A 21382-nucleotide genomic window follows, 5' to 3' on the forward strand; every position below is an offset into this window, starting at 1 on the left:
ATGTCGCTAGATGCGAATGCTCATGCCATCACTCAGGCTGTAACGATAAGCGCGGGCGGCGGGGAGCAGGCCGATCACCATGCCTGCCAGCCACACCAGCCCCAGCAACTGCCACTCATAGGCGTTCGGCAGCCCCAGGCTTAATTGCAGGCCATAGTGGCTGAGCAGCCAGGGGGTGGCAAGCCCTTGGCCGAGATAGAGCACGGCTACCCCGAGGGCGATGCCGAGGGTGGTCAGCGCCATCGCCTCCAGCGCCAGCAGCAGGAACAGGTGGGCCGGGCCCGCGCCGAGGGATCTCAATATGGCGAGCTCGCGGCGCCGCTCGTTGAGCCCCGCCAGCAAGGTCGTCAGCATGCCGATGAGGCCCGCCACCACCACGAAGCCCGCGATGACCGACAGCGCCGTCTCCGCCACGCTCATCAGGCTCCACAGTTCCTGCAAGGCGGCCCCGGGCAGGATGGCCATCAGCGGCTCCCTGGGGTAGGTGTTGATGCCCCGCTGCAGCTGGAACGCCAGAATGCGGTTGCTCAGGCCCACCATAAAGGCGGTGATGGTTTTCGGGGTGAGATCCAGTGCCAGCGCCTGCTCCGGGGTGACGTTCTTGCTGTGACGGCCGGTGTCCCAGCCAAGGTGGATAGCCTCTATCCCCGCCAGCGGCACATGGATGGTGCGATCGATGGGCGTGCCGGTCGGTGCCAGTATCCCCACCACCTTGAACGGCAGGTTGTCGTGCTGGCTGAACGAGGTGTTGCCGGCGCCGTGGGCGATGACGATGGGCTGGTCCAGTTTGTAGCCCAGCTTCTGTGCCACCTGGGCGCCGAGCACCGCCTCGAACGGCGTCTCGAACGGGCGTCCCTCGCGCAGTTGCAGGGACTGCTGCTGGCCGTACTTCAGATGGGTGAAGTAGTCGCCGTTGGTGCCGAGCACCCTGAACCCCTTGTGGGAGTCACCGAGTGACAAGGGGATGGTCCAGGCGACGCCAGGCTTTGTCTTGATGGCCTGGTAGGAGTCCCAACCCACGTTGTTGGTGGGGTTGCCGATGCGAAACACCGAGTAGAGCAGCAGGTTCACCTGACCGGAGCGGGCGCCGACGATGAGATCGGTACCCGAAACGGTATTGGAGAAGCTCTCGCGTGCCTGGCTGCGCACCCGCTCCACCCCGAGCAGCAGGGTGACGCTGATGGCGACGGCCAGCAGGGTAAGTCCGGCGGTGAGGCGACGGGCCCAGAGGCTTTGCAGGGCGAGTTTCAGCATATGCACCTCCAGCCCAGGGGGAAGAGGAGGTCATGGCATCCCGGCATGGTCGGGCAGAGGCTCTTATCTGCGGTGTTCATCATGCGGCCCTCCGGTTGAGCTGTTGCAGGTTCTCTACCCGTGGGAAGAGGGGCTCCAGATAGGGGTCGTGGCTGACGAAGATCAGGGTCGAGCCCTGCTTGTCGCACTCCTCGAAGAGCAGCTTGATGAAGGCGGCTCTGTTGTCGGTATCCAGGGCCGAGGTGGGTTCGTCGGCGATCACCAGCGGCGGCGAGCCGATCAGCGCCCGGGCGGCGGCGACCCGCTGTTGCTGGCCGATGCTGAGGGCGTGAACGGGGCGATGCAGTGCCTCGTCCGGCAGTTGCAGCTCAGCCAGCAGGCGGCGCGCCTCCTGTTCCGGGCTTCCTTTCAGGCGGGCCCGCTTGGCGGGCGAGAAGGTGAGGGCAGCGGTGACGTTGTCCTGCACCGATAGAAACGGTAGCAGATTGAACTGCTGGAAGATGTACCCCAGATTGGCCGCCCGGAACTGGTCACGGGCGCGGCCGGAAAGCCGGGCCAATGGTTGGCCCAGCACCTCCAGGGTGCCGTGGTTGGCGGTCTGGATCCCGGCAAGCAAGCCGAGCAGGGTGGATTTGCCACAGCCCGACGGGCCCTTGATAAACACCCGTTCCCCCTCGCGGATGCGCAGGGCGGGCAGATCGAGTACAGCGTCGCCACCTGGCCAGGCAAAGGCCAGATCGCAGATCTCAACCACGGCGTTTTTCATGGCGTTACCAGCTCAGCTTGTTGGCGGACGGGGTCAGCTCGGCCGCAGTCTGGCCGGTGGGCAGGATCCCCTGCACGCTCAGCTTCTCCAGGCTCGGATAGACGGCAAACAGGGTGGCTTCAAGACCATTGAGTTTGGCCGGGGTGGCGCAGGTGTAGGTATACATGGCCCCCAGGTCCGCATGGCCCGCCTCATCGTGGTGCTCATCATGCTCGCTGGCAGCCTTGTCATGGTCATGGTCATGGTCATGGTCGTGATCCTCTTTGGCGGCTTGCAACTCCTGCTGGGTCAGCTTGCAGCCGGCGGCCGGGTCGAGGCGAAACAGGGTGTCGGGTTGCTGGAGGCGGGCCACGGCCCTGGCGTGTTGTGCCTTATCTTCATCGCTCCTGGCGGTGTGTTCGAAGCCCACCAGGTCGGCTGCGGGGGCCTGCAGCTCGATCATCAGCTGGTTGCCATCCACCACCAGATTGAGGTGGCCATGGCCGTGCTCGTGGGCACCATGGCTGTGGTTCTCGTGTTCGTCGTGATTTGCCTGGGCGCCGAAGGCGGCTGCGGCCAGCAACAGGATGACTGCTTTCATCGTTAATCCTTTTGAAAAATTGATAAGAAACTGATTCAACGGAAGGAACAATGAAGGTATGGCGGGGCTCTGATGCGGCTATGGCCTGACGTCGTGGTGGTGACGGTTGGCAAGGTGGTGCCGATAAACAGGTCGATGACAGAGGGCTGGGTCGGGACAAGGGGGGTCGGGGTGAGTGCCAGCTTGCCATCCAGATGCAGGGCGCAGAGGGTGCAGGCATGGTTATGTTCGGGCAGGTCGGCTTCAAGCGGATGCTGTGCCAGCGCCGGTTGCATCCACAACCAGCCCAGCAGCAACATCCAGATTGTCAACGTGGTACGACCCATAGACCCTTATGGAAAGGGCGCCATCAGCGCCCTTCTCTCTGATTCAGAGATGGGACTGAATGAGCCCCATCACCTTGGTTATCTCGGTGGCAGCGAGCTGGCCATCTTTGGCAAACAGCACCTTGCCCTCTTTATCCAGCACTATGATGGCCGAACTTTCCGGCGCCAGATCCCAGGCGTTGCGGGCCATGCCCTTGGCATCCAGCACCATGGCGGACCAGGGGAACTCTTTCTTGCTGTCTTCGGCGCTGCTCTTCACAAAGCCGGAGGTGCCCCAGATGGCGTCATTACTGTTGATGATGGTGACCGTCTGGTACTTGTCATGGGGCAGTTTGGCCGCCTTGATCGCCTCGATCATGGGGGCGTTCAGCTCCTTGGCACTGGAGCGACCTGCGATATGCTGTATCAGAAAGACTTTGCCGGTCAGTACCTTGCTTTGCCAGGGCTGATAGCTGACCTCTTTATCCTTCAGCACCAGCTCACCCTTGTCGCCGATGTTGACCAGAGGCACCTGGGCCGATTCCTTGATGTTGTGGGCCAGAACCAGAGTTGGCAGCAGCGCCAGGGTAAGTACGAGATGTTTCATCCGTATGACACTCCTTTGTGATGTTATAACGATTTTGGGATCGAGGGAATGGGACCCTGAACATCCTAAACTGATCGGATCTGTTTAAAAAGTGTTAAATAAACGCGAGGATTTATCTGGTCGCAGAATCAATCTGCCTTGAACCTGCGAATGACGGCGGCAAGGATGTCATGAGGCCGATAAAAATCAACTGATTGCCCTTGTGCTGAGGCAGTGGACTCAATAGAGCGGTTCGCTGATCAGGGGGATCTGGGCCATGGTCATCTGCTGAGCCAGCAGGGGGGAGCCGGTCAGCAGCACGTGGCGCTGGTTGCCGATCACCAGGGTATCCCCTTCCAGCCCGCTGTCGGCCGTGATGGCGAGCCAGGCTGGCGAGACGCTGCCGATGCTGATGTCCGGATAGATGATGCTGAGGTTGTATTGCGGTGCCAACTCGGCCAGGAGGCTCGCCATCAGCAGCGCCTTCTCGTCACTGTCAGCCTTGTTTTCTTGCAGGGCCTGCAGGGGAGGAGCGAAGTGATCCATCTGCTCGGACGGGGTGGGGATTCCGCTCAACCACTCCTGCAGCAGATTGACGCTGGTGGCCAGATCCTTGGCCGAAAATTGCCTGGCCAGGGGTTTGAGATCCCCCTTGAACTGGTAGAACAGCTGGGAGTAGTTGGGCCTCACGCAGGGCAGCTTGCGATTGGCCGGGTGTACGCAGGGCAAGACTCGCATCTCGTAGAAGGCATCCTCCTGGTATTGCTGGTAGGCTTGCCAGAACTGGATGGACTCGAGGCTGCTGTCGTGCAGGGTAAAGGCCTGCTCCAGGTCACGAAACTTGGTGGCTGTCTCGGGGCTGTAGTGGTTGATCTGGTTGATGCTGTTGTAGAGCCGGGGGCTGATGTAGGAGTAGAGGGTCTCCAGCGGGTAGTTGAGTGCGGTGTCGAGCTGCGTCATCTCGTGGCGGCTGGCAGAGAGGACCCGCTCGTCCGTGGTCAGTTGCAGGTGCTTGCGCTGGCCGTCGGCGGATTGCCACTGCCAGCTCATGTTGACCTCATTGGCCACTGCCGCAGAGCCGAAGAGTAGACTCCACAGCAGGCATTGTGCCAGTTTCATGGTGTGCATCCTGCCTGGGTGATACTAAACAACTAGGTGAGCCGACGGGATTTGGATTGGTTTAGTGATGACGATATTGGTAATTATCTGATTCAGCGGTAAATTTAGTCAGGGAAATAAGTCATGTCGGAAATAACCATGAAGCCTGTTTCATTGTTTTTGCTGATGCTGCTCTCGTTGCCGACACTGGCGGGTCAGGTGATCGTCAATCAGGGCATGTCCACGGCGGATACCTTTGCCCTGCGGGATCAACTGGCGCGAGAACATGAATGGCAGGAGTGGCTGCGGTTCCAGCAGGCCATCAAGTGGCTGGAGGTACTGCCGGTCAACTGCGATCTGGTGGGGAGCGCCGGGCAGGAATATCGCTGTGGGGACAACTATTACCGCCCCTATCGACAGAACGGGCGCGACCTCTATATCCAGGGGGATCCGCCAGGGCTGTCCCCGCAACGGCCAATAAAAAAGGCGCCATAAGGCGCCTTTTTTTGCGAGAGAGACGCTTACTTGGCAGCGTAACGCTCGGCAGAAGTCAGGATTTCGGCTTCGGCAGCGGCCTTGTCGCCCCACCCTTCCACCTTGACCCACTTGCCAGCTTCCAGCTCTTTGTAACGCTCGAAGAAGTGCTGGATCTGGGCTTTCAGCAGCTCGGGCAGATCGTTCACATCCTGGATGTGATCGTACTGCTTGGTCAGCTTGGAGTGGGGAACGGCCACGATCTTGGCATCTTCGCCAGATTCGTCGGTCATCTTCAGCACGCCAACCGGACGGCAGCGAATGACGGAGCCGGCCAGCAGCGGGTAGGGAGTCGGCACCAGCACGTCGACGGGGTCACCGTCCAGGGACAGGGTGGCGTTCACGTAACCGTAGTTGCACGGGTAGAACATCGGGGTGGACATGAAGCGATCAACGAAGATGGCACCGCTGTCCTTGTCGACTTCGTATTTGATCGGGTCGGCATTCTGCGGGATTTCGATGATGACGTAGATGTCGTCAGGCAGGCTCTTGCCAGCCGGTACCAGGTTCAGGCTCATGACGTTTCCTTTGCGTGTTGGAGTCAAGTTTGCAGGCCGACATTATAGCGATGTCCCGTCAAATGACCATATTTCGCGGGCAGGGGAGTGTGCTGGCGGATGCCGTGCCACCTGGTGCCGTCCGATTTCTGTCGCCTTGCCGGACTCGACAGCGCTCTTGCCATGGTCGCGGCTTGTGCCACCGGGTCAACAGACCCTAGAATGCGCACTTCCCTTTACTGCGAAAGGAAGCGGTATGCATATTCACATTCTCGGGATCTGCGGCACCTTTATGGGTGGTCTGGCGGTGTTGGCAAAACAGCTGGGTTATCGAGTCACCGGCTCCGATGCCAACGTCTATCCCCCCATGAGCACCCAGCTCGAGCAGCAAGACATCGAGTTGACCGAGGGCTATGATCCGTCCCAGCTCGATCCGGCGCCGGATCTGGTGGTGATCGGCAATGCCATGAGCCGTGGCAACCCTTGTGTGGAGTATGTCCTGGATCGCAACCTGCCCTATATCTCTGGCCCCCAGTGGCTGCTGGAACACGTGTTGCAGGATCGCTGGGTACTGGCCGTCGCGGGCACCCATGGCAAGACCACCACCGCCAGCATGCTGGCCTGGGTACTGGAATATGCCAAACTCGAGCCCGGTTTCCTCATCGGTGGTGTGCCCGGCAACTTCCCGGTTTCTGCTCGCCTCGGCTCCGCCCCCTTCTTCGTCATCGAGGCGGACGAGTATGATTGCGCCTTCTTCGACAAGCGCTCCAAGTTCGTCCACTACCACCCACGCACCCTGGTGATGAACAATCTGGAGTTCGACCACGCGGACATCTTCCCGGATCTCGCCGCCATCCAGCGCCAGTTCCATCACCTGATGCGTACCGTGCCGAGCAACGGCCGGGTGCTGTTCCCCCAGGCCGATGACAACCTCACCGCCGTGCGCAAGATGGGCTGCTGGAGCGAGGTGGAGCTGGTGGGTCAGGACGACGCCAAGTGGAAGGCGGTCAAGCTGACCGACGACGGCTCCGCCTTCGAGGTGTGGCTGGATGGCGAAAAACAGGGCGAGGTGCACTGGGAGTGCATCGGCGAGCACAACGTCAACAACGGTCTGATGGCCATCGCTGCCGCCCGCCATGCCGGTGTCATGGTGGAGCACGGCATCGCGGCGCTCTGCCAGTTCAAATCCCCCAAGCGACGGATGGAGCTCAAGGGCGAGGTGGCAGGCATCAGCGTCTATGACGACTTTGCCCACCACCCCACCGCCATCGAGACCACCCTCGGCGGCCTGCGCGCCAGGGTTGATGCCGCAGGAGGGCAGGCCCGCATCCTGGCGGTGCTGGAGCCCCGCTCCAACACCATGAAGCTGGGGGTGCACAAGGAGGAGCTGGCTGGCTGCTTCGACGGCGCCGACGAGGTGTTCTTCTTCCAGCCTGCGAACATCGGCTGGGATCTCGGCGAGGTGACCGCCCACATGAGCCGTCCGGCGCAGGTGTTTGACGATCTGGAGCTCCTGATCGGCGCACTGGTGGCCGAGAGCCGCGCGGGGGATCATATTCTGATCATGAGCAACGGCGGCTTCGGCGGCATTCACGACAAGCTGATCGCCCGCCTCAAGCAAGGCACATCATGAACAAGCAGATCACCCTGGCGCTGACCGGCGCCTCCGGTGCCCCCTACGCCCTGCGCCTGCTGCAGTGTCTGGTGCAGGCGGACTACAGAGTCTACCTGCTCGCCTCCTCGGCCGCCCGGGTGGTGCTCAAGACCGAGCAGCAGCAGGAGTGGCCTGGTTCGCCGAAAGAGCTCTCCGCCCATCTCTGTCGCCAGTACGGCGCCATGGAGGGGCAGATCGTCGCCTGCGGCAAGGAGGAGTGGTTCTCGCCGGTGGCCTCCGGCTCGGCGGCGCCCAAGCAGATGGTGGTCTGCCCCTGCTCAATGGGCACCGTCTCGGCCATTGCCAACGGCACCTCCGACAACCTGCTGGAACGGGCGGCGGATGTGGTGATCAAGGAGCGTGGCCAATTGATCCTGGTGCCCCGCGAGAGCCCCTTCTCAGCGATCCATCTGGAGAACATGCTGAAACTGGCGCGGCTCGGGGTGACCATCATGCCCGCCGCGCCGGGGTTCTACCATGAGCCGAAGAGCATCGAGGATCTGGTGGACTTCATGGTGGCGCGGATCCTGGATCATCTGGGCGTCGAACACGAGCTGACCCGCCGCTGGGGCTATGCCAAGCACTGAGTCAGCGAGGTGGAAGACAGACAAAAAAACGGCGCCGACCTGAACAGTCGGCGCCGTTTTTATTGGCAAGAGGATCAGGCCACCTGAAGGGGGGCCGTCACGTACTTGAACAGGAAATCGGTCACTTCTTCCCGGCTTGGGCGCTGTGGCTGATTGATCATCTGCATCATGACGTAGCCAAATCCGGTCAGGGAGCGGGCCAGATCCTGCGCCGACAGCACGCTCTGGATCTCGCCGCTGTCCATAGCCGCTTGCAGGTGGGGGGCGATGCGCTCCAACGCCTTGTCCAGCAGGCGGGTGTAACGGGGCCAGACCTCTTCCCGTACCGATGAGCTCCATTCCAGCCAGATACTGGCGTGGTCCGGTTTGTCGTAGGCGGCGTCAACGAACAGCTTCACATGGCGGTGGATGCTGTCCCTGACCGAGCCCTGCCCGTTATAAGCCTGCTCGAGGATCTGCTGTACAAAGCCTTCAATTTCGGTCAGCACTTCATCGACCAGATCTTCACGGGTGTTGAAATAATTGAAGACGGTGGCAACCGAGACTTTGGCCTGCTCGGCAATTTCGGCATGTCCCGCGCGGCCAATGCCACGACGGGAAAATACCTCGATGGCACATTCCATCAATTGATCACGACGAGCCTCCGGCGACAGCCGGGTCCGACGTCTTATTTCTGCGCGTGGTTCCATAGTTTTTTCATCTAATAGTTATTGATTATGGTGTTTATAGTATTGTCACCGATAATGCCCGAAGGCTTGCTAACTCTATCAATTAAAATAAGCCGATAAAAGCATCACGTATGCCTGACGCCTTCCGGTTGGAGTGGTAGAATCATCGGTTTTGATGTTAATGAACGGCCAATAACCCTTTGGCCATTATTGGAGTATGTGATGAAACACAACGTCGAGGTGATGATCTCCGAGGCCGAGGTTGCCGCCCGGATCGCCAAACTGGGTGAAGAGATCACCGCCCGTTACCAAGGCTCCGATGAAGTCGTGATGATTGGCCTCTTGCGCGGTTCCTGCGTCTTCCTGGCCGATCTATGCCGTCAGTGCCAGCTGCCCATCACCCTGGATTTTATGACTGCCTCCAGCTATGGCTCCGGCATGCACAGCACCCGTGACGTGCGCATCCTCAAGGATCTGGATGACGACATCAAAGGCAAGGATGTGGTGATCGTCGAGGACATCATCGACACCGGCTACACCCTCAACAAGGTGCGCGAGATCCTCTCCCTGCGCGAACCTAAGTCCCTGGCCATCTGCACCCTGCTGGACAAGCCGTCCCGCCGTGAGGTCCAGGTGCCGGTAGACTGGATTGGCTTCGCCATCCCGGACGAGTTCGTGGTGGGCTGTGGCATCGACTACGCCCAGAAGTACCGTAATCTGCCCTTCATCGGCAAGGTAGTTCCGCAAGAGTAAGCAAGGCTCGGACGTGGCAGGGCAGCTTGGCCGCCCGTCATCGACTGTCTTCAGGCGGCGCTAAAGCCGCCTTTTCTGTCTCGAGATGGGCTCATCCATCACAGGGGTTGCAATGAACGCATTGGAAATCAGCGGTCTGAAGAAGACCTATCAGGGGGGCGTCGAAGCCCTCAAGGGCATAGATCTCACCGTCAAGCAGGGAGATTTCTTCGCCCTGCTCGGCCCGAACGGGGCGGGCAAGTCCACCACCATCGGCGTGATCAGCTCGCTGGTGAACAAGAGTGCCGGCAAGGTCAAGGTGTTCGGTCATGACATCGATACCGATCTGGAGCTGGCCAAGGCCCAGCTCGGCCTGGTGCCCCAGGAGTTCAACTTCAGCATGTTCGAGAAGGTGAGCCAGATAGTGACTCACCAGGCCGGTTTCTACGGCGTGCCAAGGGCCGAGGCCAAGGTGCGCGCCGAGAAATACCTGCGTCAGCTCGATCTGTGGGACAAGCGCGACATGGCGGCTCGCACCCTCTCCGGCGGCATGAAGCGCCGGTTGATGATAGCCCGCGCCCTGATGCACGAGCCCAGGCTGCTGATCCTGGATGAGCCGACCGCCGGGGTGGACATCGAGATCCGTCGCTCCATGTGGAGTTTCCTCAAGGATCTGAACGAGCAGGGCGTCACCATCATACTCACCACCCACTACCTGGAAGAGGCGGAGATGCTGTGCCGCAACATCGGCATCATCGACAAGGGGCGCCTCATCGAGAACACCAGCATGAAGAGCCTGCTCGGCAAGCTGGGGCGGGAGACCTTCCTGCTGGATCTGGTGCCAGGCTCTGCCGTGCCGAGCCTGCCCGAATTCAACGGCCGCATGCAGGATGAGCACACCCTGGAGGTGGAGCTGGACAAGAGCCAGTCCCTCAACAGCCTGTTCGAGCAGCTCTCCGCCCAGGGGGTGAAGGTGCTGAGCATGCGCAACAAGGCAAACCGGCTGGAAGAGCTGTTCGTCAACCTGGTAGAGGAGGGTCGCAAAGCATGAATCCCATGACCTATTACATCGCCTTCAAGAGCATACTGGCCAAGGAAGTGAGCCGCTTTACCCGCATCTGGATCCAGACCCTGGTGCCGCCGGCCATCACCATGAGCCTCTACTTCGTCATCTTCGGCAACCTCATAGGGTCACGCATCGGTGAGATGGGGGGCTTCAGCTACATGGAGTTCATCGTGCCCGGTCTCATCATGATGTCGGTCATCACCAACTCCTACTCCAACGTCGCCTCCTCCTTCTACAGCGCCAAGTTCCAACGCAACGTGGAGGAGCTGCTGGTGGCGCCGGTACCGAACTACATCATCATCGCCGGTTATGTAGGCGGCGGCGTGGCCCGGGGCCTCTGTGTCGGCCTCATCGTCACCCTGGTCTCCCTGTTCTTCGTGCCGCTGCAGATCCACCACCTGTTCAGCGTCTGCTTCACCGTGCTGCTGACCTCGATCCTGTTCTCCCTGGGGGGGCTGATCAACGCCGTGTTCGCGAAGTCGTTCGATGACATCAGCATCATTCCAACCTTCATCCTGACGCCGCTCACCTATCTGGGGGGGGTCTTCTACTCCATCAGCCTGCTGCCGCCGTTCTGGCAGGGGGTCTCCCAGGTGAACCCCATCATCTACATGGTGAATGCGTTCCGCTACGGCTTCCTCGGCATCTCCGACGTGCCGCTCGGCACCGCCTATCTCATCATCATCGGCTTCATCGTCGCCCTCTACGGGCTGGCCTGGTGGCTCATCTCCCGCGGCACCGGGCTGCGCCACTGAGGTTTCACCCATGGAAAAGGCGCCGAAAGGCGCCTTTTTTTGTTCCAGGTTTGCCTCAGAGGGCAGGGGCGTCATAGTCCGCCGGCTCGTCGCTGTAGACGCAGACGTTCCACTTGGCCGCCAGGCCGTCCTCGGCGAGGCAGTAACGCTCGAAGAAGGCCTTGATCTCCGCGCGCTGGCAGTGCGCCTCGAAGCTGGCCATGTCTTGCCAGATCTCGTTGAAGACGATGGGGAAGCTCTCCCCCTCGGCAAACGGGCTGGCAATGTGGCGGGTGACTCTGTACTGCAGACAGCCATCTTCGCGCAGAGTGTTGGGCTCCAGCCCCTGCAACACCTGGAACAGGGCCTGCTCCTTGCCCGGCTTGGGCTGGAACTGGGCGATGCAATAAACCTTCTTGGACATCTTTGTCTCCTTGCCGTGTCTCAACCCTGCAGGGTGACGACACTATTGTCGATAAGGCGGGCCTTGCCCAGATACGCGGCCATCAGGATCACCAGCCGCTTGCTGGCGGCACTGGCCGATTCGAGGGTGTCGGCGTCGACGATGTCGATGGCGTCCGTTCTGAATCCGGCGTTGTCGAGACGCTGGCTGGCCTGGGCCACCAGGGAGGGGAGGTGGTGGTTCCCCGCCTCTATCTGCTCGGCTATCCAGTTCATGGTGCGCGCGAGCTCGGGAGCCAGGGCGCGCTCGGCGGCGGTCAGGTAGCCGTTGCGCGAGGAGAGGGCCAGCCCGTCTTCGGCCCGCACCGTGGGCACGCCGACGATCTCGACCGGCATGGCCATGTCGGCCACCATCTTGCGAATGAGCGCCAGCTGCTGGTAATCCTTCTGGCCGAAGCAGGCCACGTCGGGCTGCACCAGGTTGAACAGCTTGGTGACGACAGTGCTGACACCGCGGAAGTGCCCCGGGCGCAGCGCCCCTTCCAGCAGGCCGGAGAGACCCGGCACCTCGACGAAGGTCTGGCTGGCCAGCCCGTGGGGATACATCAGCTCCGGGGTCGGGGTGAACACCAGATCCACGCCGGCGGCCTCGAGGGCGGCGCAGTCCTGCTCCAGGGTGCGAGGATAGTTGGCGAGATCCTCGGCCTTGTCGAACTGCAAGGGGTTGACGAAGATGCTGACGACCACCTTCTCGCCGTGGCTGCGGGCCTCATCGACCAGGGTGAGATGGCCCTGGTGCAGATTGCCCATGGTGGGCACGAATGCGATGGCGCGCCCTTCGCGGCGCCATTGGCCGATCTGTTCACGCAGAGCGGCAGGATTGTTCACAACCAACATCAACAGTTCACCTTCGGATAGGTCAAGGAAACAGGGATTGAAAGGACCCGAGTGGATGGCACGGGATAGTTCACGAGCAACATCACCAACAGTTCACCTTCGGATAGGTCAAGGAAACAGGGATTGAAAGGACCCGCGTGGATGGCACGGGATAGTTCACGAGCAACATCATCAGCGGTTCACCTTCGAATGGGTCAAAGAAACAGGGATTGCATGGGCCAGAGAGGAATGCGAAACGGGGGCCGAGCCCCCGTTGCCGTTCATGAGGCCAGTAATCAGTTGAAGCAGTGCTCGGGACCGGGGAAGGTGCCCTCGCTTACCTGCTGCACATAGAGGCGAATGGCGGTGCGCATGTCACCGGTCTCGGCCAGGAAGTTCTTGGTGAACCTGGGCACATAGCCGGAGGTGATGCCAAAGGCGTCGTGCATCACCAGGATCTGGCCATCGGTGGCCGGGCCCGCACCTATGCCGATGACCGGGATGCGCAGCGCCTTGCTGATGCGCTCGGCCAGGGCGACCGGCACGCATTCGAGCACCAGCAGCTGGATGCCAGCGGCCTGCAGCTCGAGGGCCTGGCGGTAGATCTCCTGGGCGTGGAACTCGTCGCGCCCCTGCACCTTGAAGCCGCCAAACACGTGGACGGATTGCGGGGTGAGGCCCAGGTGACCACAGACTGGCACGCCGTTGCGGGTCAGGTGGCGAATGCTCTCGCAGAGCCAGTCGCCCCCTTCCATCTTCACCATGCGGGCGCCAGCGGCCATCAGCCGGGCGGCGTTCTGGTAGGTCTGCTCGGGAGTGGCATAGCTCATGAACGGCATGTCGGTCACCACCAGCGCCTTGCTGGCGCCGCGCACCACGCAGCGGGTGTGATAGACCATCTCATCCATGCTGACGGCCAGGGTGTCGTCCCCTCCTTGCAGCACCATGCCGAGGGAATCACCGATGAGCAGCACATGGGCACCTTCGTCGTCGAACAGCTTGGCGAAGGTGGCGTCATAGGCGGTGATGGCGGTGATTTTTTGTCCGTCCTGCTTCATCTTCTGCAGGTCGGTGATGGTGATCTTGCTCATTACGTTGCTCCTACTCGTCTACTCACCCGTGGCATCGGCAAGGATCTCGAGACCATTGCGCGGGCAGCGGGCAACCAGTTCGGTGAGCGGGGTGCCGCAGGGCAGCACCAGGGCGGGGGCGATTTCGGCAAGTGGCAGCAGGACGAACTCCCGCTCCTTCATGCCGTAGTGGGGAACGATCAGGCGTTCATGCTGGATGACTTGCTCGCCGTACAGCAGCAGATCCAGATCCAGGGTTCTTGGACCCCAACGCTCGTCCTTGCGCACACGTCCCTGTTCCCGCTCGATTTTCTGCAGTTGGTCCAGCAAAGCCAGGGGGCTGAGCCGGGTATGAAGCCGCACCACGGCATTGACGTAGTCGGGCTGATCCGCAGGGCCCATGGGGCGGCTGCCGTAAAGCTGCGAGACCTGTTGCAATGCGGATTCCGGCAGCCTGTCCAGGGCGGCGACGGCCTGTCTGGCCTGGGCAACGGGATTGCCCAGGTTGGATCCGATGGCAACGAAGACCTCGATCATCGGGTGGCCTTTATTCTGCCGCTTTCGGCTTGCGACGACGGGGGCGACGGCGGTTGCGGCTGTTGCTGCCACGTTTCTCACCGTCTCCGCGCGGCTCGGCCGCCGGGGCAAGTTCACCGCTCGCCGGGCGGCGGGTTGCTTCCCGTTGCAGTTGCGGACGCACATCCGGGTTGGAGGCCACATAGCGCTCCCACCAGCTGGCCAGCTCGCCGAGGCCACGCTCGACCCGGTTGCGCAGCAGCAGGAAGTCAAAGGCAGCGCGGAACTTCGGATGCTCCATGGCGCGCTCGGGGTGACGGCCCTGGCGGCGGGTCAGGCGCTGTTGCAGGGCCCAGATGTCGCGCACGTCCGTGGTGAAGCGGCGCGGCACGGCGATGATCCGCACCTGGGCATCCAGCACCTCGTTGATGGCCAGCATGAAGGCGTCATGCCAGGGCAGGCCGCTCTCGTTTTCCAGCACTCGGGCACGGGCCTCGACGGCGCCCCACAGCAGGGTGGCATAGAGGAAGGCCGGGGTGACGCGTTTGTCTTCACGGACCCGGGTATCTGTGTCCATCAGCGCCAGCTCGATGAACTGCTCGTAGGGCGAGTTGCCGTTGGGCGTAAACAGGGCGGCGACCTGGGGGAACAGGGGCTGGAACAGCCCGTATTCCCGCAGCAGCTTGTAGGTGGCGAGACCGTCGCCGGCCAGGAACAGCTTGAGGGTCTCCTCGAACAGACGGGCGGCCGGAATGTCCTGCAGCAGCGGTGCCAGTTCCCGGATGGGGGCGGCGGTGCGCGGGCTGATGGTCATCTCCAGCTTGGCGGCGAAGCGCACGGCGCGCAGCATGCGCACCGGATCTTCCCGGTAGCGGGTCTCGGGGTCACCGATCAGCTCCAGCTTGCGCTCGGCGAGATCCTCGATGCCACCCTCGAAGTCATGCAGGGTGAAATCCTTGGCGCTGTAATAGAGGGCGTTGACGGTAAAGTCGCGACGCTCGGCATCTTCTTCGATGGTGCCGTAGACGTTGTCGCGCAGCAGCATGCCTTCATCCGACTGGGCCGACACGTGCTTGCTGGTATTGACCTGATGGTGGTGACCACGGAAGGTAGCCACTTCGATCACGTCACGACCAAAGACGATGTGGGCCAGGCGGAAACGACGGCCGATCAGGCGGCAGTTGCTGAACAAGGCCTTGATCTGCTCCGGCGTCGCATCGGTGGCGATGTCGAAATCCTTTGGCGTCTTCCCGAGCAGAATATCCCGGACGCCGCCACCCACCAGGTAGGCTTCGTAGCCACCCTTGTTCAGGCGGTAGAGCACCTTGAGCGCATTCTCGCTGATCTCTTTGCGCGAGATGGGGTGCTGGTCACGGCTCAAGGTTCGGCGTTGACCTGCGACACGGGCTGGAATGGGAGACTCTATCGACTGCTCGCCGTCTTCCTTGCCGAGCACCTTGCGGCAAAAGTTTGCGATCTGGGAAAAAATGGTACACCTCTTCATGACTTCAAATTGACGGGAGGCCAAAAAATAGCGGCCTATCATAGCTCAGGCCCGACCAAATGAGAAACGCTGCGGTCTGCTTCCCCGATTCGGGCCCGGTGACATAAATGACGCGGCGGCCTGCGTTTGCTCTGCGTGCCGGTTTACCTGGCCCCCAGCACTATCTTCTGCTGGCGGGGAACCCGGGCCAACTGCCAGTGGGCAATGCCCCAGGCGATGATCTCGTCGACGGTATTCTCTCTCAGGCAAGGCGGCGGGCACTGGCCGAGGAAAGTGAGGGCCTGCCACAGGGCGGGCCTGACATCATCCTGTGCCAGCGCCGGTGCGTGGTTCTGTTTCGACAGCTTGTTGCCATCCGCCAGCACCGCCAGCGGCAGGTGCACCCAGGCGGGGACGTCCGCACCCAGGGTCTGGTAGAGGGCAATCTGGCGCACCGTGGGCTCCAGCAGATCGGCGCCGCGCACTATCTCCGTGATGCCGCTGTCCATGTCATCCACCACCACCGCCAGGTTGTAGGCGTAGAGCCCGTCCCGGCGACGCACGATGAAGTCCTCCTCGGCGAGCGCCGCAGGCACCGCAATATGGCCCTGCAGCTGATCCTCGAAGTGGTAGACCGGATGGTGCTGGCGCAGGCGGGCGGCGCAGCCCTCTGCGGTCAGCCCCAGTGTGCGGCAATGGCCGTTGTAGAAGCCGCCCGCCGCCATGATCTCGCGCCGGGTGCAGCGGCACCAGTAGAGATCTCCGGCCCGGTAGAGCCCCTCGATGATCTCGTCGTAGCGCCCATGGCGCCGGCTCTGGTACATCACCTCTCCATCCCAGCCGAGGCCATGGGCCTCCAGAGTCTGGAGGATGAGCTCGCTGGCCCCGGCCATCTCCCGCGGTGGATCTATGTCTTCGATGCGCACCAGCCAGCGCCCCTGCTGCGATCTCGCCTGCAAGAAGCTGCCAAGGGCGGCGACCAAGGAGCCGAAGTGGAGCGGACCGGACGGGGAGGGGGCGAAGCGACCCACATGGGGGCGGAGAGGGGAGGAGGGAGTCATGGCCATGGGAATTCGGGTAGACGATGCATTGAGGCTGCATTCTGGGATGGTCGTGGGAAAAGCTCAATAAAAAAGGGAGCCTGCGAGCTCCCTTTTTTTGTCCATGTCGATGGGCGGCATCAGCCAGCCATCTGTTTTTCCTTGATTTCAGCCAGCGTCTTGCAGTCGACACAGAGGTCGGCAGTCGGACGGGCTTCCAGACGACGAATGCCGATTTCGATACCGCAATGTTCGCAGTAACCAAAGTCGTCTTCTTCGAGCAGCAGCAAGGTCTTCTCGATCTTCTTGATCAGCTTGCGTTCACGGTCGCGGGTGCGCAGTTCGAGTGCGAACTCTTCTTCCTGCGCGGCGCGATCGACCGGATCCGGGAAGTTTGCAGCCTCATCCTTCATGTGGTCGACGGTGCGGTCAACTTCCTGCATCAGTTGGTTGCGCCAGGCTCCCAGGATCTTGCGAAAATGTACCTTTTGTTGGTCATTCATGTACTCCTCACCGGCTTTCACCTGATAAGGCTCTACACCCGCAATGGCCAGGGGGCCCAGAGATTTCCTGTTTTCGCCTGTTGGCATGCCCTGTCTCCTAATTCAGCACGCTACCCGTGCCATCCATAAATTGAGGGCGGTATCTATAGCAGAAGGGTCAACGGGAGGCAAACAAGCCTTGTCAATATTGTTACCCACTTCAGCATTTATTCTCAGCCCTCGGGTAGCAGGTGACCAGATTCAAATGGAATAAAATCTTGAGCCACCATGCCCTGCACCCCAACATGGGGGCGATAGCATAAAATTTCAACCCCTGCCGTAATTGCTTGCTCAACAAGCTGACTATAGTGCGGATCGATATGGGCTGCAGGGCGCACTCTCGCGATGCCGGAGTGCAACACCATGAACAGCAGCACGGCTCTGTGTCCGGCCGCCTTCATGGTCATCAATTCACGCAAGTGCTTCGCGCCACGGGTGGTGACCGCATCGGGAAAGTAGCCCATGCCCGCTTGTTCCCGCTCGTCGAGCAGGGTGACGGATTTCACCTCGATGTAACAACTTGGCCTGTGATCATCCTCCAGCAGCAGGTCGATGCGGCTGTTCTCCTCCCCGTATTTCACCTCGGTGCGCAGCCTGGCATAACCCGCCAGCGGGGCCAGCGCCTCTTGCTCGATGAGCTCCCGGGCGACCTGGTTGGCGCGGGCCGTGTTGACGCAGATGAAGTGGCCCGCCGGACTCTGGGCTATCTCCCAGCTGTGGGCCAGTTTGCGCTTGGGGTTGCTTGAGGTGGAATACCAGACCCGGGTGCCCGGATCGGCACAACCCGTCATGGCGCCGGTATTGGCGCAGTGGAGGGTGATCACCTCGTCGTTGTCGAGCTGCACATCGGTCAGGAAGCGCTTGTAGCGGGCGATGAGCAGACCGGATTGCAAGGGTGGATCGAAAATCATGAGGTCAGCTCCTCGCTGCTTGTTGCTTTGGCGCGGGCACGCAGGGGCCAGCAGGCGAGCGGCTCGTAGTGGACCCCGTCCTGCGTGCTGACGGAGCGATAGAGGCAGAAGCTGTCCGCCTGCAGCACGAAGTCCGGCGCCGGCAGCGCCTCCGGGGCCTCGGCCGCCTTGCGCGACAGGGTGATATGGGGGCGATAGCCCTGCTCGCCGTTGCCGAGCCCCAGCTTCTCGCCGTGGCGACGCAGCGCCCTGGCCAGCACGTTCAGCTCGTTTGGCCACTCACTGGGTCCCACCCAGGCAGCCTTGGCGCGGGCAAACCAGCCGGTCTGATCCAGATGGACGCTGAAAGGGGGGCAGCGCTGCTGCCCGGCGGCGGCGATCAGCCTGGCCTGGGTGGCCTCGTCGGCCTCGCCGAGAAAGGCCAGGGTCAGATGCAGATTGACTTCGGGCACCGGCAGACCGGGCCAGGAGCGCTGCTCGCGCCAGGCGATCAGGGCGGGGGCAAGCTGGTGCAGGGGCAGGGCAAAGAAGAGTCTGGGCATGCGCAGCGTCGATCCTCGTGGTACTCACATGAGAGGACCATTCTATGGCAGCTCGTCTGCGGATGTCTCCTGGTCGCGTCTCGCGCCTATGTGAGCAGAGCTGTCGTGCCGACGGAGCATTCCCCTGGCCAACCCCAACCGGTTGGTGCGCCCCCGGCACGGCTGCTGACGGTAGGCGGCTGGCTGTGGCAGAATGGGCGCCGTTTTCCTGGTCATCACAGAAGGGCTCCACCGTTTTGTCCCAACTCCCCATCGTCTCGGTGCTGCCCGAGCTGTTTGATGCCATCGACAGCCACGTCAGCGTGATCCTGCAGGCCCCTCCCGGCGCGGGCAAGTCGACCCTGCTGCCCCTGGAGCTGGTGCGCCGAAACCGGCTGCCCGGCCGCATCATCATGCTGGAGCCCCGCCGCCTCGCGGCGCGCAATATAGCAGGCTTTCTGGCGCGCCAGCTCGGAGAGAAGGTGGGGGAGCGCATCGGGCTGCGGGTGCGGGGCGAGAGTCGCACCAGTGCCGCGACCCGGCTCGAGATAGTGACCGAGGGGGTGCTGACCCGGATGTTGCAGCAGGACCCTGAGCTTGCCGGGGTGTCGCTCATCATTTTCGATGAATTCCACGAACGTAGCCTGCATGCCGATACCGCACTGGCCTTCGCCATCGAGAGCCAGCAGGGGCTGAGAGAGGATCTCAAGCTGCTCATCATGTCCGCTACCCTGGACGGCATGGCGCTGGAGGCCCTGTTGCCGGACGCCCCCGTCATTCGTTCCGAGGGGCGCGGCTTTCCCATCGACTACCACTACCGTCCCACCAATCGCCAGCAGTGGCTGGAGCCCCAGGTGGGCGCCGTGGTGCTGGAAGCGCTGGCGACCCACGCGGGCAGTGCCCTGGTGTTCCTGCCGGGACAGGGGGAGATAGAGCGGCTCGCCCAGTGGCTGGAAGGGCGCCTGCCTGACGATGTGCGTCTCGCCCCTCTCTATGGCCAGCTTGACATGGCAGCCCAGCAGGCGGCCATAGAGCCCGCTCCGGCGGGGAGCCGCAAGTTGGTGCTCACCACCAATGTGGCGGAGACCTCCCTCACCATAGAGGGGGTGTCTGTGGTGATCGACAGCGGGCTGGAGCGGCGCGCCACCTTCGATCTGAGAAGTGGCGTCACCCGGCTGGAGACCCGTCAGATTGCCAGGGCCTCCGCCACCCAGCGGGCGGGCCGTGCCGGCCGTCTCGGCCCCGGGGTCTGTTACCGGCTTTGGAGCGCCGAGGTGCAAGAGCGCCTCGCCGAGCAGAGCCCGCCGGACATCCTCACCCAGGAGCTGACCGGCCTGCTGCTGGACGCCGCCCAGTGGGGGGCCAAGGTAGAAGATCTGCCGCTGCTGGACATGCCCCCCGCTGCTGCTGTGGGGAGTGCCCGTCGCCTGCTGGTGGCCCTTGGCGCCATGAAACCGGAGGCTGAGCAACAACTCACTCCGGCCGGCCGCACGATGGCCGCCTTCGGCACTCATCCCCGTCTGGCGCGCATGCTGCTGCGGGCCCGGGAGCTGGAGGCCGAGGGTCTGACAGGGATTGTCGCCGATGCGGCATTCCTGGTGGCGCTGCTGGAAGAAGATCTGCGAGGATCTGAGCGCCTTTCCGTGCTCTTCCATCGCCGCCAGGGGGCCTTGCGTCAGGGGGCCGCCCGCTGGTTCGAACGCCTGGGCGCCCGCCCTGCCAATGCACAGGGACAGTGGCTGGGGCTGCTGTGCGCCCTCGCCTGGCCGGACAGGATAGGCAAGCTGCGCAGCGGCAGCCGCTATCAACTCAGTGGTGGGATCGGCTGCGATCTGGTAGAAGGTCACCCATGTCAGGGACAGGGGGCCCTGATCGCCATCGAGATGGGGCAGAACGATCGCGGCAGCCGCATCTTCATCGCCGAGCCGGTGGCGCTGGACGAACTGGTGCGCCAGCTGCCGGAGCTGGTCAGCGAGCGCCAGTGGTTCGACTGGGACGAGCGCGAGGAGCGGGTCCGGGCCGAGCGCCAGCAGGTGATCGGCGAACTGGTGCTGAGCCAGCGGCCGCTGACGGATCTCTCCGACGAACAGAAGGGGCGCTGCCTGTTGCAGGGCATTCGTCGCAAGGGGCTGCACGTGCTGCCCTGGGACGAGGGCAGCGAAGGCTTGCTGGCCCGATTGCGCTGCGCTGCCGACTGGCTGCCGGACGAGGGTTGGCCCGCCATGGACGACGAGAGTCTGCTGGCCCGCCTGGAGGAGTGGCTCTTGCCTGCCCTGAGTGGCATGACCCGGCTGGAGCAGCTCAAAAGGCTCAACCTTGCCGATCTGCTGCGCCAGTCTCTGCCCTGGCCCTTGCCAAAACGGCTGGACGAGGCGCTGCCGAGCCACTTCAGCGCGCCGACCGGCAGTCGGGTGCGGATCCGCTATCAGCCGGGGCAGGTCCCGGTGATCCCGGTGCGCATTCAGGAGATGTTCGGGCAGGGCACCACCCCCTGCGTGGCCGATGGCCGGGTACCCCTGGTGGTGGAGCTGCTCTCCCCGGCCCAGCGGCCGCTGCAGATCACCGCCGATCTCGCCGCCTTCTGGGCGGGATCCTATGAGCAGGTGAAGAAAGAGATGAAGGGGCGTTACCCCCGTCACTACTGGCCGGACAATCCGCTGGAGGCGATGCCGACCAAAGTCACCAAGAAGAAGATGGGGCTGTAGGTTGGTGCTGAGCGTAGCGAAGCCCAACTCCAGCAGACAGCCCTCACCCTAACCCTCTCCGAGAGGGAGAGGGAACCGAGCGAGGTTGGTGTTTGCGCCCTTCTCCTCTCCTTTTTCAAAGACATGGGAGAAGGGTGGGGGATGAGGGGCTGGGCATCCATGTTGTCTGGCGATGCGAAACCCAGAATCCAGGTTCGATTGGTTAAGCCCGATCGGACGTTCGCGAATGCGACATCACAAGTAGAAAGGAAAGCA

General features: G+C 62.3%; 24 protein-coding genes. 7 read left to right on the plus strand and 17 right to left on the minus strand.

Features of this window, described 5'->3' with window-relative positions; all coding sequences use genetic code 11:
* Window positions 1–6 precede the first annotated feature (6 nt).
* The 6 genes from KW824_RS14535 to KW824_RS14560 form a co-directional block, all read right to left on the minus strand.
* On the minus strand, window positions 7–1254 hold the full coding sequence (locus tag KW824_RS14535; protein WP_043129685.1) for an ABC transporter permease: 1248 nt from the start codon (window positions 1252–1254) through the stop codon (window positions 7–9).
* 79 nt (window positions 1255–1333) lie between these two features.
* Window positions 1334–2020: an ABC transporter ATP-binding protein gene (locus KW824_RS14540; RefSeq protein ID WP_218410153.1), complete on the minus strand. Its 687-nt coding sequence runs from the start codon at window positions 2018–2020 to the stop codon at window positions 1334–1336.
* A gap of 4 nt (window positions 2021–2024) precedes the next feature.
* Window positions 2025–2600 (minus strand): DUF2796 domain-containing protein, encoded by a 576-nt coding sequence (locus tag KW824_RS14545; protein WP_218410154.1) that lies wholly within the window; start codon window positions 2598–2600, stop codon window positions 2025–2027.
* A 35-nt stretch (window positions 2601–2635) separates the two neighbouring features.
* Window positions 2636–2926: a hypothetical protein gene (locus tag KW824_RS14550; RefSeq protein WP_041205059.1), complete on the minus strand. Its 291-nt coding sequence runs from the start codon at window positions 2924–2926 to the stop codon at window positions 2636–2638.
* A gap of 43 nt (window positions 2927–2969) precedes the next feature.
* The gene (locus KW824_RS14555; protein WP_043129681.1) at window positions 2970–3512 is read right to left on the minus strand and encodes a YtfJ family protein; all 543 of its coding nucleotides are present in this window, start codon (window positions 3510–3512) and stop codon (window positions 2970–2972) included.
* A 219-nt stretch (window positions 3513–3731) separates the two neighbouring features.
* Window positions 3732–4610 (minus strand): hypothetical protein, encoded by an 879-nt coding sequence (locus tag KW824_RS14560; RefSeq protein WP_041205060.1) that lies wholly within the window; start codon window positions 4608–4610, stop codon window positions 3732–3734.
* 123 nt (window positions 4611–4733) lie between these two features.
* Between KW824_RS14560 and KW824_RS14565 the strand changes: the two genes are divergently transcribed.
* On the plus strand, window positions 4734–5084 hold the full coding sequence (locus tag KW824_RS14565) for a hypothetical protein (protein ID WP_218410155.1): 351 nt from the start codon (window positions 4734–4736) through the stop codon (window positions 5082–5084).
* Window positions 5085–5110: 26 nt separating this feature from the next.
* Here KW824_RS14565 and ppa read toward each other — a convergent pair whose 3' ends face one another.
* The gene (gene ppa / locus KW824_RS14570; RefSeq protein WP_005329022.1) at window positions 5111–5641 is read right to left on the minus strand and encodes an inorganic diphosphatase; all 531 of its coding nucleotides are present in this window, start codon (window positions 5639–5641) and stop codon (window positions 5111–5113) included.
* 235 nt (window positions 5642–5876) lie between these two features.
* Here ppa and mpl point away from each other — a divergent pair, with 235 nt between their 5' ends.
* A complete protein-coding gene (gene mpl / locus KW824_RS14575) occupies window positions 5877–7253 on the plus strand; it encodes a UDP-N-acetylmuramate:L-alanyl-gamma-D-glutamyl-meso-diaminopimelate ligase (RefSeq protein WP_218410156.1) in 1377 nt (458 codons plus the stop codon).
* Complete coding sequence (locus tag KW824_RS14580) at window positions 7250–7861, plus strand: flavin prenyltransferase UbiX (RefSeq protein ID WP_218410157.1); 612 nt, start codon at window positions 7250–7252, stop codon at window positions 7859–7861. The genes mpl and KW824_RS14580 overlap by 4 nt, the downstream gene beginning before the upstream one ends.
* Window positions 7862–7935: 74 nt before the next feature.
* Here the strand turns inward: KW824_RS14580 and KW824_RS14585 are convergent, their stop codons facing one another.
* Window positions 7936–8550, minus strand: a complete 615-nt coding sequence (locus KW824_RS14585; protein ID WP_042648901.1) for a TetR/AcrR family transcriptional regulator — start codon at window positions 8548–8550, stop codon at window positions 7936–7938.
* A gap of 201 nt (window positions 8551–8751) precedes the next feature.
* Here KW824_RS14585 and hpt point away from each other — a divergent pair, with 201 nt between their 5' ends.
* The 3 genes from hpt to KW824_RS14600 all read left to right on the plus strand — a co-directional run bounded on the left by hpt (window position 8752) and on the right by KW824_RS14600 (window position 11082).
* Window positions 8752–9282, plus strand: a complete 531-nt coding sequence (hpt, locus tag KW824_RS14590; protein WP_041205063.1) for a hypoxanthine phosphoribosyltransferase — start codon at window positions 8752–8754, stop codon at window positions 9280–9282.
* Window positions 9283–9394: 112 nt separating this feature from the next.
* Entirely contained in the window at window positions 9395–10312 is a 918-nt protein-coding gene (locus KW824_RS14595) for an ABC transporter ATP-binding protein (protein WP_042648902.1), read from the plus strand.
* Window positions 10309–11082 carry an ABC transporter permease gene (locus tag KW824_RS14600; RefSeq protein WP_041205064.1) on the plus strand — a complete coding sequence of 258 codons (774 nt, stop codon included), beginning with the start codon at window positions 10309–10311 and terminating at the stop codon, window positions 11080–11082. Before KW824_RS14595 ends, KW824_RS14600 begins: the two co-directional genes overlap by 4 nt.
* Window positions 11083–11137: 55 nt before the next feature.
* Here the strand turns inward: KW824_RS14600 and KW824_RS14605 are convergent, their stop codons facing one another.
* The 9 genes from KW824_RS14605 to thpR all read right to left on the minus strand — a co-directional run bounded on the left by KW824_RS14605 (window position 11138) and on the right by thpR (window position 18443).
* The gene (locus KW824_RS14605) at window positions 11138–11485 is read right to left on the minus strand and encodes a putative quinol monooxygenase (RefSeq protein WP_005329036.1); all 348 of its coding nucleotides are present in this window, start codon (window positions 11483–11485) and stop codon (window positions 11138–11140) included.
* A 20-nt stretch (window positions 11486–11505) separates the two neighbouring features.
* The gene (gene panC, locus KW824_RS14610) at window positions 11506–12360 is read right to left on the minus strand and encodes a pantoate--beta-alanine ligase (RefSeq protein ID WP_182786361.1); all 855 of its coding nucleotides are present in this window, start codon (window positions 12358–12360) and stop codon (window positions 11506–11508) included.
* A 275-nt stretch (window positions 12361–12635) separates the two neighbouring features.
* Window positions 12636–13430, minus strand: a complete 795-nt coding sequence (gene panB, locus KW824_RS14615; RefSeq protein WP_218410158.1) for a 3-methyl-2-oxobutanoate hydroxymethyltransferase — start codon at window positions 13428–13430, stop codon at window positions 12636–12638.
* Window positions 13431–13448: 18 nt separating this feature from the next.
* Entirely contained in the window at window positions 13449–13946 is a 498-nt protein-coding gene (gene folK, locus KW824_RS14620; RefSeq protein ID WP_005329042.1) for a 2-amino-4-hydroxy-6-hydroxymethyldihydropteridine diphosphokinase, read from the minus strand.
* 10 nt (window positions 13947–13956) lie between these two features.
* Window positions 13957–15429 carry a polynucleotide adenylyltransferase PcnB gene (gene pcnB / locus KW824_RS14625; RefSeq protein ID WP_218410159.1) on the minus strand — a complete coding sequence of 491 codons (1473 nt, stop codon included), beginning with the start codon at window positions 15427–15429 and terminating at the stop codon, window positions 13957–13959.
* Between the two features lie 143 nt (window positions 15430–15572).
* Window positions 15573–16475 carry a tRNA glutamyl-Q(34) synthetase GluQRS gene (gluQRS, locus tag KW824_RS14630; RefSeq protein WP_041206812.1) on the minus strand — a complete coding sequence of 301 codons (903 nt, stop codon included), beginning with the start codon at window positions 16473–16475 and terminating at the stop codon, window positions 15573–15575.
* 113 nt (window positions 16476–16588) lie between these two features.
* Window positions 16589–17038 (minus strand): RNA polymerase-binding protein DksA, encoded by a 450-nt coding sequence (gene dksA / locus KW824_RS14635; protein WP_005329052.1) that lies wholly within the window; start codon window positions 17036–17038, stop codon window positions 16589–16591.
* A gap of 125 nt (window positions 17039–17163) precedes the next feature.
* Window positions 17164–17901 carry a DNA/RNA nuclease SfsA gene (gene sfsA, locus KW824_RS14640; RefSeq protein WP_218410160.1) on the minus strand — a complete coding sequence of 246 codons (738 nt, stop codon included), beginning with the start codon at window positions 17899–17901 and terminating at the stop codon, window positions 17164–17166.
* Window positions 17898–18443 (minus strand): RNA 2',3'-cyclic phosphodiesterase, encoded by a 546-nt coding sequence (gene thpR / locus KW824_RS14645; RefSeq protein WP_218410161.1) that lies wholly within the window; start codon window positions 18441–18443, stop codon window positions 17898–17900. The genes sfsA and thpR overlap by 4 nt, the downstream gene beginning before the upstream one ends.
* A 236-nt stretch (window positions 18444–18679) precedes the next feature.
* Between thpR and hrpB the strand changes: the two genes are divergently transcribed.
* Window positions 18680–21127 carry an ATP-dependent helicase HrpB gene (gene hrpB / locus KW824_RS14650; RefSeq protein ID WP_218410162.1) on the plus strand — a complete coding sequence of 816 codons (2448 nt, stop codon included), beginning with the start codon at window positions 18680–18682 and terminating at the stop codon, window positions 21125–21127.
* Window positions 21128–21382 lie beyond the last annotated feature (255 nt).

It is taken from the genome of Aeromonas sp. sif0611 (assembly GCF_019218845.1).
GTDB lineage: Bacteria > Pseudomonadota > Gammaproteobacteria > Enterobacterales > Aeromonadaceae > Aeromonas > Aeromonas media.